Consider the following 15689-nt stretch of genomic DNA (forward strand, 5'->3'; position numbering starts at 1 on the left):
GTCCAACAAATATCAAAGCGTCATCTCTATTTGTAGTCTAGGTTTCCTTGGGGAAGCGTGAGATTCCGCGCCAAGCTAAACGGTAGATCAGATCGCTGGCCACATCGAGGTCAAGATTGCCGTCGGTTTCCAGCCAGTAGCGGGCGCTGACATGCGCCAGTCCGGCGAGCCCGCGGCCCAGCAGCTGGGCCTCCAGCTCGGGCAGCTTCGTGTCCTCGGCGATGACCCGGGCAACGGCGTCGGCGAAGGTTTTGTTGAACGTTTCCAGCCGGGCGCTGACATGGGGGTCGTTGACCAGGTCCGACTCAAACACCAGGCGGTGGGCCTGGTCGTCGCTGGCGATGAAGCGGAAGTAGGCCCGCATGACCGCCTGGACGCGCTCGTCGTTGTCCGTGGTGGAGTTGAGCGCCCCCAGCAGCAGCCCGGTCAGCTTGGTCAGCTGGCTGTCCAGCAGGGCCAGGTACAGATCGCGTTTGGACGGGAAGTGCTGGTAGAGCACGGGCTTGCTGACGTGGGCGGTTTCGGCGATTTCGTCCATCGCGGCACCGTGGTAGCCGTTGGCGACGAAGACTTCCTGGGCGGCCGCGAGCAGCTGCGCCCGGCGTTCATCACGGGGCAACCGCGCCGATCGCTGTCCGCTTCGTGCCGGCGCGTCCGGCGACTTTCCTGCGTGACTCCGCTCAACCGGTGCCTCATGAACCACTGTCGGCCTTCTTTCCCTTGCTGTTACGTCCACTTTACGTGGCGGTAATATGACCTGGCGGTATCTTCGGGCATAGATTGAAGTATGGCTTCCAAGTTCACCCCCACCGCAACCCCCGCAACCCCGGAAACCGCGCCCGGACCGCTGGTGGAGCCCGCGGACGGCTTGAGTCCGGAAGAAGTCGAACGCTACTCCCGGCACCTCATCATCCCGGAAATCGGGGCAATCGGGCAGCGCCGCCTGAAAAACGCCAAGGTCCTCGTCATCGGCGCCGGCGGCCTCGGCTCTCCCGCACTGTTGTACCTGGCCGCCGCCGGAGTCGGAACCCTGGGAATCGTCGACGACGACACCGTGGACCTGAGCAATCTCCAGCGCCAGGTGATCCACGGCGTCACGGATGTGGGCCGGCCCAAGATTGAGTCCGCCCGTGACGCCATCGCCGCCCTGAACCCCTTGGTGGAGGTCCGGCTGCACAACGTCCGCCTCGACGCCGGCAACGCCCTGGAACTGTTCGCCGGCTACGACCTTATCCTCGACGGCGCCGACAACTTCGCGACGCGGTATCTGGTGAACGACGCCGCCGCTATCCTCGGCAAGCCCTACGTCTGGGGCTCGATCTTCCGGTTCGACGGGCAGGTCAGCGTCTTCTGGGAACAGCACGGCCCCACGTACCGTGACCTGTACCCGGAAGCGCCGCCCGCGGGTTCCGTTCCGTCCTGCGGGGAAGGCGGCGTGTTCGGGATGCTCTGCGCTGCCGTGGGCTCGCTGATGGTGACGGAGGCCGTCAAGCTGATCACCGGCGTCGGGCGTTCCCTGCTGGGCCGGGTGGCACTGTTCGACGCCCTCGGCGGGAGCTGGCGCGAAATCAAGGTCTCCCGGGACCCCGAGGCGGAGCGGATCACGGAATTGACGGACTATGAGGCCTTCTGCGGCATCACCCCGGCCGCGGACGCAGGCACGGAGCATACCGTGACGGCAACGCAGCTGGCCACGATGCTGGCCTCCCGCACGGCCGGACTCAAGGACTTCCAGCTGGTCGATGTGCGGGAAACAGGGGAGTACGAGATCGTCCGGATCGACGGGGCCGTCCTGATCCCGCAGGGCCGGATCCTCGCCGGCGAGGCGTGGCACGAGCTGCCGCAGGACACGGACATCGTCTTCCACTGCAAGGCCGGGACGCGGTCCGCGGCCGTCCTCGCCGCCGCCCGGGCTGCGGGCTATGAGCGCGTCAGCCACCTTGACGGGGGAATCCTGGCCTGGGTGCGGGATGTGGAGCCGGACAAGCCGGTCTACTGACCGTTGGCCTGACCTTTAGCCGGGCGGGGGAGCGGCGAGCAGCTCAGGCAGAGTGCCGGCGGGTGTCATGCCCGGCATCGGGAACACCGGCACCTTGGACACCAGCATCGTGGACTACGGGGCACTCTGCGCCGGTGGCACGCTCCGCAGCCGGTTCGACCGTAATGCCGTACAGCGCTTCCAGGGCGGCGACGTAGTCTTCCTGCTGGCCGTTGGCGGCGAGCTCACGGGCCCGGACCGTGGGGACGTGCAGGAGCTGCTTGACCATCCGGCGGAGCGCGAACTCAACTTCCTCGGCCGCGGCGGTGCAGCCGTGGCGGGCCCGGACCTTTTCCATTTCCGTGTCCAGCACGTTCATGGTGTGCCGGCGGAGGGCGACGATGGCCGAGTCCACCGAGCGGGCCTCGCGGTCCTGCTCGAAGGCGCTGGCCGCACCGGCCACGATGCTGTTGGCCTGGGCCAGCGATTCGGCCTGTTCCTGCGGGGCGGCCAGGCGGACGGATTCCAGCGTGAGCAGTTCGACGCCGTCGAGTCCGCCGACGGCAGGATCAAAGTCGTGGGTGAGGGCGAGGTCGATGGCGATCAGGGGCTGGGGCGAGCCCGCCCGGACCTTGGCCAGTTCCGCGGCCTCGACGCGGGTGTCCGCACCGCTGCAGCCGATCATGACATCGGCGGCGGCGACCGCGGCCGGGAGCGTTTCGCCGTCCAGCGCGGTCCCGCCGCGGGTGGCGACGAAGCCGGCGGCGCGGCCGGAGGAGGAGTAGACCGAGACGTCCGTGCAGCCGCGTTCGCGCAGCAGCGACATGGTGGCGCCCGCGTAGGCTCCGGTGCCGAAGACCACGACTTTCTTGGCGGACCAGTCGGGGTCCTCGGAGAGCTCGGTGGCGAGGTCCAGGGCCACAGACACGACGGACAGGCCGCGCGCGCCCAAAGCGGTCTGGGCGCCGACGTCCTTGGCAGTCTTGGACGCCGCCTGGAACAGCCGGACGAGGCCGGAACTGGCCGTGCCCTCGTGCTGGGCCGTAATAAGGGCCCGGCGCACCTGGCCGGCGATCTCGCGTTCTCCGACGACGGCGGAGTCAAGCCCCGAGCTGACCGAGAACAGGTGCCGGGTGACGTCCGCACCCGTGCGCGTATTGAAGGACCGCGCGACGACTTGTTCGTTGAGTCCGGTGGAACCGCTCAGCTGGGCGATGAGGGCCGCCCGGGCGTTGTCTACATCTTCGGTGCGGTGTGCTTCGCCGTAGATTTCGAAGCGGTTGCACGTGGCAAGGACAATGGCACCCGCCACGGCCGGCGATCCGGCGAGGGCGGATGTAGCGAGCTCTGAAGCGCCGGTGCTCAGTTGAGCAACGGTCTCGAGGTCGATGTCGGCGTGGGTCGCCACCAATGAAAAAAGAACCACAGCAGGACAATCATAGCTTTTTCGTACCCGCGTAGAACAACTGCCCGGCGTGTAACCGCACACGCCGGGGTGTGATTCCCGCCACCGCCCCGGCGTCGCCCCGCCGCGGCCGGGCCGGTGCCCGGGCCGGTGACAGGCTGTCGTTATCTTTTGGGGCTGATTTTCGGCACAATCGAAGGCATGACTCCTAGCACTGCGGCAACCCCCGAAATCTCCGGCCTTGACGCCGGGCACCCGCTGATGGACGGCCGCACCGCGGATTCCCCGCTGATCACCGCCTACCGCGGCGGCAAGCCGTCCCGCCGTCCCGTATGGTTCATGCGCCAGGCCGGGCGTTCGTTGCCCGAATACCTCAAGGTGCGCGAGGGGGTCGCGATGCTGGATTCCTGCCTGCGTCCCGAGCTTGCCTCCGAGATCACCCTGCAGCCGGTGCGCCGACACGACGTCGACGCCGCCATCTTCTTTTCCGACATCGTCATCCCGCTCAAGCTGGCCGGAGTCGGCGTGGACATCGTCCCCGGCGTCGGCCCCGTGCTGGAGAAGCCGGTCCGCACCGCGGCTGATGTCGCCGCCCTGCCCCAGCTGACCTGGGAAGCCCTCGAGCCCATCCGCGAAGCCGTCCGGCGCACTGTGGCCCAGCTCGGCAACACTCCGCTGATCGGCTTCGCCGGCGCGCCGTTCACACTCGCGGCGTACATGGTGGAAGGGAAGCCGTCCCGCGACCACCTCGGCCCGCGCACCATGATGCACGCCGACCCCGAGACCTGGACGGCGCTGGCAAACTGGGCCGCCGACGCCTCCGGCATGTTCCTCCGCGCCCAGCTGGAAGCCGGCGCCTCCGCCGGCCAGCTCTTCGACTCCTGGGCGGGCTCCCTCGGCCTCGCCGACTACCAGCGTTTCGTCGCTCCGGCCTCAACCCGCGCCCTGGACCACGTCCGGGACCTCGGCGCCCCGCTGATCCACTTCGGCACCGGCACCTCGGAATTGCTCGTCGCAATGCGCGACGTCGGCGTCGACGTCGTCGGGGTGGACTACCGGCTGCCGCTGGACGAAGCCAACCGCCGGCTGGGCGGCACGGTCCCGCTGCAGGGCAACATCGACCCGGCCCTGCTGTCCGCGCCGTGGGAGGTCCTCGAAGCGCACGTCCGGGACGTGATTGCCGCCGGCGCCGCGGCTCCGGGACACGTGCTGAACCTCGGCCACGGGGTCCCGCCGGACACCGACCCCGACGTGCTGACACGCGTTGTGGAGCTTATCCACTCGATCTCCCCGGAGTAGGGGCATGGAGGCAGCCGGGAGCGCCGCAGCCGGGACGCCGGTCGAAACAGTGCAGACCGCCGTGGTGGTGGGCGGCGGTATCTCCGGCCTGCTCGCGGCGCGGACGCTGGCCCGCGCCGGAGTACGGACCACGGTCATGGAGGCCTCCGATGTGTGGGGTGGCTGCGTCGGGAGCCATGTGGTGGCGGGTTTGACCCTGGACAGCGGCGCGGAATCCTTCGCGACCCGGTCCTCCGCCGTGGCGGACCTCGCCGCCGAACTGGGCCTCGCGGAGAGCATCGTCGCGCCGAACCCCGGCGGCGCCTGGGTCCAGTTGCCCGACGGCCCGCGTGAACTGCCCCGCACCGGGGTTCTCGGCATTCCGGCCAATCCCTGGGACCCGGAAGTCCGCCGCTCCCTCGGCCTGGCGGGGTCGCTCCGGGCCTCGTTCGACAAGCTGCTGCCCGCCTCGCTGGGCACCAAAGCGGAGGCCACCAGCGTCTCGGCGCTGGTGCGCGCCCGCATGGGTCGGCGCGTGCTGGAACGGCTCGTGGCACCCGTCGTCGGCGGCGTCCACTCCGCGGACCCGGACGTGCTCGACATCGACATGGTGGCACCGGGCCTCCGCGCCGGGATCAAGGCCCGCGGGTCCCTCGCCGCCGCCGTCGCCGCCCAACGCAACGGCACCCAGCGCAGCGGAGGGGCCATTGCCCCAACGCCGTCCGCCGGACTGCAGAAGGCGGGGTCCGCCGTCGCAGGACTGCGCGGCGGGATGCACACCCTCATCTCCGCGCTGCTCGCCGAGTTGCGCAGCGAAGGCGTGACACTGCTCGGCGGGACGCGGGCAGACGCCGTGATGCGCACCGCGGACGGCTGGCGGATCTCCGCCGGCGGCACGGCCCACGACGCCGGGCTGCTGGTCGTCGCCGTGGAAGGCCCGGCCGCCGTCGAGCTGCTCACGGACGCCCTGCCGGACCTTGCCAGCCGGCGTCCCGAGCCAGGGCCCGATGTCAGCCTGGTCACCCTGGTGGTGGACCTGCCTCAGCTCGACGCCAGACCGCGGGGCACCGGGGTCCTGGTGGCGCCGCAGAGCCCGGGAATCCAGGCCAAGGCCCTCACGCACGCCACCGCCAAATGGGGCTGGCTCGCCGATCAGGCCGGCCCCGGCACCCACGTTGTCCGGCTGTCCTACGGGCGCGGAGACGCCCGGCATGGCGTCCAGGCACACCCGGAGCCGCGCACCGACGCGGGGCTGTTCGAAGCTGCCCTGAAGGACGCTTCCACCCTGCTGTCCGTTCCGGTCACGGCCGGCGACATCGTGGACTGGGACGTCGTACGCTGGGGCGGGGCCCTGCCCTTCGCCTCCCTCGGCCACAGGGGCCGTGTCGCGGAGGTCCGGAGCATCTGCGCGGCGGACGGCACCCTGGCCCTGGTGGGCGGCTGGCTGTCCGGCAACGGCCTCGCGGCGATCGTCGCCGACACCCCGAAACAGGTCCGGCAGCTGCTGTCCTGACGGGCGCGGGGAGCCCGGACCGGGCGCCAATCAGGGCTCTGGATACCCGGAAAGCGGGGGAACAGCAAATTTTTCCCCGCGTCTTCCGGCGGCTAGGCTCGATGACCATGGTTACGCACAGGTCCCACGTCTCCCACGTCCAAAAATCGCCGGCCGATCGTCCTGCAGGACTCCGCCGCGGGACGGCAGCTGCAGCCCTGGGAGTGGTACTGACCCTGTCCGCGGGCGCGCCCGCCGCACAGGCCGCCACGGGCGTCTCTGCCTCGGTTACGGCCGGTTCGGACCTGCTGTCCATCGACCTCGACGGTGTCTTGGATGGCCTGCTCGACCACTCAGAGGACCCCACGCCCTCGCCGTCCTCCCCGCAGCCCTCGCCCTCGGAGGACCCTGACGAGCCGGAGCCGAGCCGCCCGCCGAGGCAATCTCCTGCTCCCACTCCGACTCTCACTCCGCAGCCCAGCACGCCTGCGGCACCCCAGCCCACCACTCCCGCGGCACCCCAGCCAGCGGTGCCCGCCCCCGGCCAGCCGCCAGCGCAGTCCGCTCCGGCGGACCCCGTCGCTGAAGTGCCCGTCAACGAAGCGCCGGCCGCAGAAGTCCCGGCCGCCGAAGTCCCGGCCGGATCCCCGGCCGGGTCGGCGCCGTCGAACACAGCCCCCGCAACGCCGTCTACCGCTGCCGCGTCGCCGACGGCCACGGGTGGCTCCGCCACGGCGTCGGCTGACCCGCGCTCCGGCAGCACGTCGATGGAGGCCACCTCAACGCGTCAGTCCGGCGGACCGTCCCCCTTGCTGGGCCTGGGTATCGGACTCGTGGCACTGTCCGTCGTCGCCGGTGCCGTGGTCCTGCGGATGCGCCGCGTCTGAGCGCCGGAAAAGTCCCTGCCTGACGGGCTGGATCCTGAGCCCAACATCACATGAACGTGAATTGATGCGAACCAATGTGAAATGAAGCACTTCTACACGCTGTAGAAGTGCTTTATTTCGACTTAGCCAAGGCGAAGGGGCAGACTGGTAACCATGAGCCACACTTCTGCCGAAACTGTCACTAAAACTGAATCAGCAAGCGAAGAATCAGCCGAGCAGTTCTTCACGCTCTGGACCGTTTTCAAGCGCTCCGCCGACGTCCTTCGCAGCGGCGATGCCGCCGAAGAGTTCGACGCTCTTATTGCGCGGCTGGCCGAGGCTGGCGTGGTCCACCGCGGCAGCTACGACGTATCGGCGATGCGCGCAGATGCGGACATCATGATCTGGCTGCACGGCCCGCAGCCCGAGGCCCTTCAGCGGGCCGTCCGGGACATCCGCCGCAGCAAGCTGTTCACCGGCACAGAGCTCGCCTGGTCCGCCATGGGCGTGCACCGGGAGGCCGAGTTCGCCAAGAACCACACCCCCGCTTTCTCCCGAGGCGTCGAACCGGCAGAGTGGCTCTGCGTGTACCCCTTCGTGCGCTCCTACGAGTGGTACTTGCTGCCCGACGCCGAGCGCGGGGCGATGCTCCGCGACCACGGACTCCTGGGCCGGGATTTCCCCCAGGTCATCTCCAACACGGTGTCCTCGTTCGCCCTCGGCGACTGGGAATGGATCCTCGGCCTGGAGGCCCCCGACCTTGTGGACCTCGTGGACCTGATGCGCCACCTGCGCGCCACCGAAGCCCGCCACCACGTCCGCGAGGAAATCCCCTTCTACACCGGCCGCCGGGTGAGCGCCGCCGAGATTGCCGAGGTCCTGTCATGAGCCCGCTCGATCCCCAGGGAAGTGCCACAGCCGTCACGGCTGTCAACGAGGTGACCGAAGCCGGCCGGATGGCCGCCAAGGACTATGACGCCGTGCTCCTCGCCTCCTTCGGCGGGCCCGAAGGCCAGGACGACGTCATTCCGTTCCTGCGCAACGTCACCCGGGGCCGCGGCATCCCGGATGAGCGGCTCGAAGAGGTTTCGCACCACTACCGCGCCAACGGCGGCATCAGCCCGATCAACCAGCAGAACCGGGAGCTGAAGGCCGGCATCGAGGCAGAGCTGGCCGCCCGCGGGATCGCGCTGCCGGTGTTCTGGGGAAACCGCAACTGGGCCCCGTACATCCCGCAGACCCTTCAGGACATCTACGACGCCGGGCACCGCAAGGTCCTGATGATCACTACCAGCGCCTACTCCTGCTACTCCAGCTGCCGCCAGTACCGCGAGGACATCGGCATCGCGCTGACCGAGACCGGCCTGGACGGAAAACTCGAGGTCGACAAGGTCCGCCAGTACTTCGACCACCCCGGCTTCGTGGAGCCGTTCATCGAAGGCACCGCCGCCGGCCTCGCCGACGTCCGCGCCAAGCTGGCCGCGGACGGCACCCCGAAGGCGCCGGTGCACATCCTGTTCGCGACGCACTCCATCCCGACCCGCGACGCCGAAGCCGCCGGCCGCTCCGAGGGCGAGCCCCGCCAGTTCGCGGAAGACTCCGCCTACGTCGCCCAGCACCTCGCCACCGGCACCGAGGTCATCCGGCGGGTGGAGGCCGAGACCGGCGACACCGCCCCCTGGTCCCTCGTGTACCAGTCCCGCTCCGGCGCCCCGCACGTGCCGTGGCTGGAACCGGACATCAACGACGCCATCGAGGAACTCGCGGGCCAGGGCGTCAAGGGCATCGTGATCGTGCCGCTCGGTTTCGTCAGCGACCACATGGAAGTTGTCTGGGACCTCGACACCGAGGCCCTGGAAACCTGCGCCAACCTGGGCCTTGCCGCGAGCCGGGTCCCCACCCCCGGGACGCACCGGAAGTTCGTCGGCGGCATCGTGGACCTGATCTGCGAGCGGACCGCCGCCAACAACATCGCTGACCGTCCGCACCTGACCGGACTCGGTCCTTGGTACGACGTCTGCCGCCCGGGATGTTGCGCCAACTTCCGCGGCGAAAAGCCCACCATCGCCGGAGCCGACACCACCGTCGGGACGGGCCACGATCCCTACCCGGCGGCCGCCACCGCTGCCGGCACGTCCGCTCCGGCGGCAGGTCAGGACGCACTGTGACCGTCCGGATCGGAACCCGCGCCAGCAAACTGGCACTGACCCAGACCCAGCAGACCGCTGACCAGCTGGCCGCCGTCGGCGGCTTCCCGGTCGAGCTGGTCCACATCCGCACCGACGGCGACGTCCTCACCGGTTCGCTGTCCCAGATGGGCGGCACCGGCGTTTTTGTCGCTGCCTTGCGCGATGCCCTGCTGCAGGACGCGTGCGACGTGGCCGTCCACTCGCTCAAGGACCTGCCCACCGGTCCGGCGCTTGGACTGACGCTGGCAGCGACGCCCAAGCGCGTTGACGTGCGGGACGTGCTCTGCGCCCGCGACGGACTCAAGCTTGCCGACCTGCCCGACGGCGCCACGGTGGGCACGGGTTCCCCGCGGCGCGCAGCCCAGCTGCGGGCCGCCCGCCCGGACCTGGACATCCGTGACATCCGCGGCAACGTGGACACCCGGCTCGGCCGCGTCCCCGGGCTGCCGGGCAACACCACCGACGCCGTGGTGCAGGGCAAGAGCTGCGATCTCGACGCCGTGGTGCTCGCCGCTGCCGGACTGCACCGGATCGGCCGGCTCGACGCGGTCAGCGAGTACCTGGAAACCGACGTTATGCTCCCCGCCGCCGGGCAGGGTTCGCTCGCGATCGAGTGCCGTTCCGCCGATGCGCCCCGCAAGGCGGGATCCACCGAAGGCTCACAGGGTGTGCTGGCGCAGGCCCTCGCCGCCCTCGACGATCCCGACACCCGGCTCGCCGTCACCGCGGAGCGGGCGCTCCTGGCCCGGCTGGAGGCCGGCTGCGCCGCCCCGGTGGGCGCCTACGCCTACCGCCGCGGCAGCCTGCTGCACCTCGAGGCCGTGGTCTGTGCCGTCGACGGAACAGCCACTGTCCGGGACAAAAAGGCCACGGACGGACTCACCGAAGTGGGGGCAACACTGCTGGGGATAGAGCTCGCCGAAGTCCTGCTGGCCCGGGGCGCCGCCGACATCGCGGACCTGGCCGCTTCCTGAACCGCGGAATACATCAGTTCATGGGACGGCACAGTGCCCGAAACTCCGAGGCCCGAAACTCCGAGGCCCGAGACGACCGTGCCCGGAACGTGACGGCTCCGGCCGGCGCCCGGGTCCTTGTGGCCCGCAGCCCGGACCGTGCGGCGGAGCTGGTCACAGCCCTGCGCGACGTCGGCGCCGAACCCCTGCTGCTGCCGCTCATCGATTTCGAGCTCGCCAGCGACCAGCACTCCCTGGATGTGGCCTTCGACGCCCTCGGCGCCGGTGCCTATACCTGGCTGGTGGTCAGCAGCGTGACCACCGTGCGGGCGCTGGAGGCCAAGGCCGCCGAGCGGGGCACCACCCTCAGCGGCTGGCTTCCCGGCAGCCTCCTCGTCGCCACGATCGGACCCGCGACCCGCCGTTTCCTGGAATCCCGCGGAGTCGCCGTCGACCTCGCCCCGACCGGGCAGCAGTCCGGCGCGGGGCTCATCGACATCTGGCCCGAGCACCAGGGCAGCGTGCTGCTGCCCCAGGCGGACATCGCCGACCCCCGGCTCCGCCGCGGGCTGGAGGCCCGGGGTGCCTTCGTCCAGGCCGTGACTGCGTACCGCACTGTGGATTATCCGGCCGACCCGGGCCGCAGCCTGGCCGCGTGCCACCCGGCAGCGCCGCAGGAGTCCCCAGCGCAAGGGGACAACACGGCCGCCGTTCTCACGCCGGGACAGGCCAAAGCCGAAATCGGCGCCGGCCGGCTGGACGCCGTCGTCGCCGCTTCCCCGAGTGCAGCCCGGCGCATCCACGAGGACCTCGCCCCGCTGGGCGGCTGCCGCTTCGTCGCAATCGGACGTTCCACCGCCGCCGAGGCGCAGTCACTCGGCCTCAGCGTCGCCTCCACGGCCGAAGAACCTACCGCCTCCGGCCTGGTGGCCGCCGTCATCCGGGCGCTGGCCAGCCAGCCGTCCCCACCCCGTCAGCCAGTCGCCGAGCCCCCAGCAAAGGACACCATATGAGCTTCCCGACCCACCGCCCCCGCCGGCTCCGCACCACCCCCGCCATGCGGCGGCTGACGGCCGAACACCGCCTGTCGGCCTCGGAACTCATCCTGCCCGCGTTCATCCGCGAAGGCCTGACCGAGCCGCATCCCATCGCCTCGATGCCCGGCGTGCAGCAGCACACCACGGACACGCTGAAGCGCGCCGCGGCCGACGCCGTGCAGCTCGGCGTCGGCGGCATCATGCTCTTTGGAATCCCCGCCGTCCGGGATGCGCGCGGCACCGCCTCCCTGGACCCTGACGGTGTGCTGAACAAAGCCATCCGGGACGTCCGCGCCGAAGTTGGCGACGAGCTCGTGATCATGAGCGATGTGTGCCTCGACGAATTCACCGACCACGGCCACTGCGGCGTCCTCGACGCCAACGGCTACGTGGACAACGACGCTACGCTGGAGATCTACGGCCAGATGGCCGTCGCGCAGGCCGACGCCGGCGCCCACGTCCTGGGCCCGTCCGGCATGATGGACGGCCAGGTTGCCGTCATCCGGCAGGCCCTCGAGGAAGCCGGGCACGCCACCACCGCCGTGGTCGCCTACGCCGCGAAGTATGCCTCGGCGTTCTACGGCCCGTTCCGCGAGGCCGTCGACTCGCAGCTGACCGGCGACCGCCGCACTTACCAGATGGACGCCGCCAACCGCCGGGAAGCCATCCTCGAGGTGGACCTGGACCTGGCCGAAGGCGCCGACATGGTCATGGTGAAACCCGCCATGAGCTACCTCGATATCCTGGCCGACGTCGCCGCCATGAGCCCCGTCCCGGTCGCCGCGTATCAGATCTCCGGTGAGTACTCGATGATCGAGGCCGCCGCCGCCAACGGCTGGATCGACCGGCGGGCCGCAATCACCGAATCCGTGCTGGGCATCAAACGGGCCGGGGCCAACATGGTCCTGACCTACTGGGCCAGCGAACTCGCCGGCTGGCTGAAGGAGTCCTGATGAGCGCTGCAACAGCCCCTGACCCGGCATCCGGCGCGAACCCCACAGCCCCCGTGGGCCCGGGACGCATCCTCCTGGGACTGAACACCTTCGGTGACGTCGGCGTCTTCCCAGACGGGCACCCCGTCCCGCACGCCCAGGTCCTGCGGCAGCTCCTGGAACAGGCCGAGCTCGCGGACGAGGTCGGCCTGCACGCCTTCGCCGTGGGGGAGCACCACCGCCGTGACTTCGCCGTCTCGGCCCCGGAAGTCTTCCTCGCCGCGGCGGCTGCCCGCACCAAACACATCCGGCTCGGCTCGGCCGTCACGGTCCTGAGCTCTGATGACCCCATCCGGGTTTTCCAGCGGTTCTCCACCGTCGATGCCATCTCCAACGGCCGCGCCGAGGTCATGCTGGGCCGCGGTTCCTTCATCGAGTCCTTCCCGCTGTTCGGCCTCGACCTGGCGGACTACGAGGTCCTGTTCGAGGAGAAACTGGAACTCTTTGACAAGGCCCGCGCCCAGCAGCCCATCCACTGGGAAGGGCGCACCCGCCCGGCCATCAACGGCCTCAGCGTCTATCCGCCTCTGGAACACCACCTGCTGCCCACCTGGATCGGCGTCGGCGGCACCCCCGAATCCGTGCTGCGCTGCGCAGAATACGGCTATCCGATCATCTTCGCCATCATTGGCGGCCAGCCGCGGTCGTTCGCGCCGCTGGCGAACCTCTACCGCGAGGCCATGGCCAAATACGGGCAACCGATGCAGCAGATGGCCACGCATTCGCCCGGCCACATCGCCGCTACCGACGAGGAAGCACGGGAGGAGTTCTTCCCGCACTGGATCGCGATGCGTAACCGAATTGGCGCGGAGCGGGGCTGGGGCCCAGGCAACCGGGCCGAGTTTGATGCCATGTGCACCCCCGAAGGAGCCCTCTATGTCGGATCGCCGGAGACCGTGGCCGCAAAAATTGCACTGCTGAAGAAGAACCTGGGCGTGGATCGCTTTGACCTCAAATACAGCAACGGCACCCTGCCGCACCCGGCCATGATGCGCTCGATCGAACTGTTTGGCACCGAAGTGGCGCCCCGCGTGGCCAGCCTGCTGGCCGCGGCGCCCACCACCGAACTGAACTGAACCGGCCTCGACTGAACTGGCCTGAACTGAACCTGAAAGAATAGGAACCATGACTTCCAGCCATCCTCGCAACGAGGAACTCTTCGACCGCGCCCGCCAGCTGATGCCGGGCGGCGTCAACTCCCCGGTCCGCGCGTTCGGCTCCGTCGGCGGGACACCGCGTTTTATGGTCTCCGCCAAGGGTCCGTACCTGACCGACGCCGACGGCGCCGAGTACGTCGACCTGGTCTGCTCCTGGGGCCCGGCGCTGCTGGGACATGCCCACCCCGCGGTCCTCGCCGCCGTCCATGCCGCCGTCGACCGCGGACTGTCCTTCGGGGCATCCACCCCGGATGAGGCCAACCTCGCGGCAATCGTCCAGGAGCGCGTCCCCGCAGCCGAACGCGTCCGGATGGTCTCCACCGGCACCGAGGCCACCATGACCGCCGTCCGGCTGGCCCGCGGCTTCACCGGCCGGAACCTCATCATCAAGTTTGCAGGCTGCTACCACGGCCACCTGGACGGGCTCCTCGCCGCAGCGGGATCCGGATTGGCCACCCTGGCGCTGCCGGGCTCGGCCGGCGTCACGGCCGCCACCGCCGCCGAAACCCTCGTTCTGCCCTACAACGACCTCGCCGCCGTCGAGGCCGCCTTCGCCAAGCACGGCGACAACATCGCCGCCGTCATCACCGAGGCGGCCCCGGCCAACATGGGTGTCGTCACCCCGGGCGAGGGCTTCAACGCGGGCCTGTCCCGCATTACCCGGGAGCACGGTGCCCTGCTGATCCTTGACGAGGTCCTCACGGGTTTCCGGACGGGCTATTCCGGCTACTGGGGCCTCACCGGCGGGGCGGCCGGCGCGGCCGACCCGTGGGCGCCGGACCTGCTGACCTTCGGCAAGGTAATTGGCGGCGGCATGCCGACGGCGGCCCTCGCCGGCCGCGCGGAGGTCATGGACTACCTCGCTCCGCTGGGCCCGGTGTACCAGGCCGGCACGCTGTCCGGCAACCCGGTGGCGATGGCCGCCGGCGTCGCGACCCTGACCCACGCCACCCCCGAGGTGTATTCGTTCGTGGATGCCCGCTCGCTGGAGCTCTCCGCGGCCCTGTCTACGGCACTGGAGGCGGCCGGGGTGGACCACTCCATCCAGCGGGCGGGGAACCTGTTCTCCGTGGCGTTCGGCACCTCGGCCCGCGGCGTGCACAACTACGACGACGCCCAGGGCCAGGAAGTCTTCCGCTACGCGCCGTTCTTCCACTCCATGCTGGACTCCGGGGTGTACCTGCCACCGTCGGTCTTCGAAGCCTGGTTCCTGTCCGCCGCCCACGACGACTCGGCGATGAACCGGATCTTCGACGCGTTGCCCGCCGCCGCCAGGGCCGCGGCCTCCGCGACGGCCTAGCTGCCGAGGCGGCAGAAGCTACGCGCCCGTTCCGGCGTCGTCGTTAACTACTCAGGGCACCCGCCGCGGCGGGTGCCCTGAGTAGTTAAGCGGTCAATCCACCGGGGCTAGAAAGCCACGGTCACATCACCGTTGGGCCATTCCTTCTCGATGAAGGCCTTGACCTCGGGGGAGTGCAGGAGCTCGTCCAGCTTCTTGATGCGCACATCGTCCTTGGAGTCCTCGCGCCAGGCCAGGAAGTTCGCGTAGGGGTTGTTCTCCACGGACTCCACCGCGAGGGCGTCCTTGGTGCTCAGGCCGGCCTTGAGGATGAAGTTGCCGTTGATCAGGGCGAGGTCAACGGACGGGTCCTTGAGGTCGTTGATCAGCAGTTCCGGCTGGTTCTCCGAGAACTTGAGCTTCTTCGGGTTCTGCTCGTCGCTCAGCGTGATCACGGAGGTGTCATCCTTGATGTCCTTGACCAAACCGGCGACCTGGAGGACCTTGAGGGCGCGGACCTGGTTGGACGGGTCATTCGTGATGGCCACCTTGGCGCCGTCCTGGATGTCCTGGATGTCCTTGACCTTCTCGGAGAACGCGGCGTAGGGCTCGATGTGAACGCCTTCGCCGTGCCCGAACTTGTAGCCCTTGGTCTTGACCTGATCTTCGTACCAGGGAAGGTGCTGGTAGTAGTTGGCGTCCAGGGAGCCGTCGCTCAGTGCGGTGTTGGGCGTCTGGTAATCCTCGATTTCCTTGATGTCCAGCTTCAGGCCGGCCTTGGGGGCAAGGTCCTGGTTGATGAACTCGAGGATCTTCGCCTGCGGCACGGGGCTGGCGCCGACCGAGAGCGTGGAAGGCTTGGCCGGATCCAGGGCAGTGACCTGGGCGCTGGGGGTGGACGAACCACCGCAAGCCGTCAGCGCCAGGGCAGTGACAATGCCGGTGGCCAGGAGGGTGAGTGACTTACGCATTGGATGCGTTCCTTTCGAAATAGCTGGATTCACGACGTCGGCGCCGTGGTCCGCGCAGATGCAGAGGGCGGCTACCCGCTGCAGGAGTGGTG

At 69.5% G+C, this 15689-nt stretch carries 14 protein-coding genes; 11 read left to right on the top strand and 3 right to left on the bottom strand.

What is annotated here, in order from left to right; all coding sequences use genetic code 11:
* Positions 1–37 precede the first annotated feature (37 nt).
* On the bottom strand, positions 38–703 hold the full coding sequence (locus tag ASE96_RS02935) for a TetR/AcrR family transcriptional regulator (RefSeq protein ID WP_056425684.1): 666 nt from the start codon (positions 701–703) through the stop codon (positions 38–40).
* A gap of 84 nt (positions 704–787) precedes the next feature.
* Between ASE96_RS02935 and moeB the strand changes: the two genes are divergently transcribed.
* The gene (moeB, locus tag ASE96_RS02940; RefSeq protein ID WP_056425687.1) at positions 788–1999 is read left to right on the top strand and encodes a molybdopterin-synthase adenylyltransferase MoeB; all 1212 of its coding nucleotides are present in this window, start codon (positions 788–790) and stop codon (positions 1997–1999) included.
* A 43-nt stretch (positions 2000–2042) separates the two neighbouring features.
* On the opposite strand, the gene ASE96_RS02945 is transcribed toward moeB, so the two are convergent.
* Positions 2043–3404 carry a glutamyl-tRNA reductase gene (locus tag ASE96_RS02945; RefSeq protein WP_056425690.1) on the bottom strand — a complete coding sequence of 454 codons (1362 nt, stop codon included), beginning with the start codon at positions 3402–3404 and terminating at the stop codon, positions 2043–2045.
* 180 nt (positions 3405–3584) lie between these two features.
* Here ASE96_RS02945 and hemE point away from each other — a divergent pair, with 180 nt between their 5' ends.
* The 10 genes from hemE to hemL all read left to right on the top strand — a co-directional run bounded on the left by hemE (position 3585) and on the right by hemL (position 14647).
* Complete coding sequence (gene hemE, locus ASE96_RS02950) at positions 3585–4682, top strand: uroporphyrinogen decarboxylase (protein ID WP_056426624.1); 1098 nt, start codon at positions 3585–3587, stop codon at positions 4680–4682.
* 4 nt (positions 4683–4686) lie between these two features.
* Positions 4687–6174: a protoporphyrinogen oxidase gene (hemG, locus tag ASE96_RS02955; protein WP_056425692.1), complete on the top strand. Its 1488-nt coding sequence runs from the start codon at positions 4687–4689 to the stop codon at positions 6172–6174.
* Positions 6175–6281: 107 nt separating this feature from the next.
* Positions 6282–7040 (top strand): hypothetical protein, encoded by a 759-nt coding sequence (locus ASE96_RS19050; protein WP_156367477.1) that lies wholly within the window; start codon positions 6282–6284, stop codon positions 7038–7040.
* A gap of 153 nt (positions 7041–7193) precedes the next feature.
* Positions 7194–7907 (top strand): hydrogen peroxide-dependent heme synthase, encoded by a 714-nt coding sequence (hemQ, locus tag ASE96_RS02965; RefSeq protein WP_056425698.1) that lies wholly within the window; start codon positions 7194–7196, stop codon positions 7905–7907.
* Positions 7904–9187 (top strand): ferrochelatase, encoded by a 1284-nt coding sequence (locus ASE96_RS02970; protein ID WP_056425701.1) that lies wholly within the window; start codon positions 7904–7906, stop codon positions 9185–9187. The genes hemQ and ASE96_RS02970 overlap by 4 nt, the downstream gene beginning before the upstream one ends.
* Positions 9184–10182: a hydroxymethylbilane synthase gene (hemC, locus tag ASE96_RS02975; protein ID WP_056425703.1), complete on the top strand. Its 999-nt coding sequence runs from the start codon at positions 9184–9186 to the stop codon at positions 10180–10182. Before ASE96_RS02970 ends, hemC begins: the two co-directional genes overlap by 4 nt.
* Positions 10183–10202: 20 nt before the next feature.
* A complete protein-coding gene (locus tag ASE96_RS02980; protein WP_082492537.1) occupies positions 10203–11174 on the top strand; it encodes a uroporphyrinogen-III synthase in 972 nt (323 codons plus the stop codon).
* Entirely contained in the window at positions 11171–12151 is a 981-nt protein-coding gene (hemB, locus tag ASE96_RS02985) for a porphobilinogen synthase (RefSeq protein WP_056425706.1), read from the top strand. Before ASE96_RS02980 ends, hemB begins: the two co-directional genes overlap by 4 nt.
* Positions 12151–13266: an LLM class flavin-dependent oxidoreductase gene (locus ASE96_RS02990; protein ID WP_056425709.1), complete on the top strand. Its 1116-nt coding sequence runs from the start codon at positions 12151–12153 to the stop codon at positions 13264–13266. The genes hemB and ASE96_RS02990 overlap by 1 nt, the downstream gene beginning before the upstream one ends.
* Before the next feature lie 49 nt (positions 13267–13315).
* Positions 13316–14647 (top strand): glutamate-1-semialdehyde 2,1-aminomutase, encoded by a 1332-nt coding sequence (gene hemL, locus ASE96_RS02995; RefSeq protein WP_056425712.1) that lies wholly within the window; start codon positions 13316–13318, stop codon positions 14645–14647.
* A gap of 107 nt (positions 14648–14754) precedes the next feature.
* Here hemL and ASE96_RS03000 read toward each other — a convergent pair whose 3' ends face one another.
* Positions 14755–15597 (bottom strand): MetQ/NlpA family ABC transporter substrate-binding protein, encoded by an 843-nt coding sequence (locus ASE96_RS03000; RefSeq protein ID WP_056425715.1) that lies wholly within the window; start codon positions 15595–15597, stop codon positions 14755–14757.
* Between the last annotated feature and the right edge of the window lie 92 nt (positions 15598–15689).

Source organism: Arthrobacter sp. Leaf69 (assembly GCF_001422645.1).
Lineage (GTDB): Bacteria > Actinomycetota > Actinomycetes > Actinomycetales > Micrococcaceae > Arthrobacter.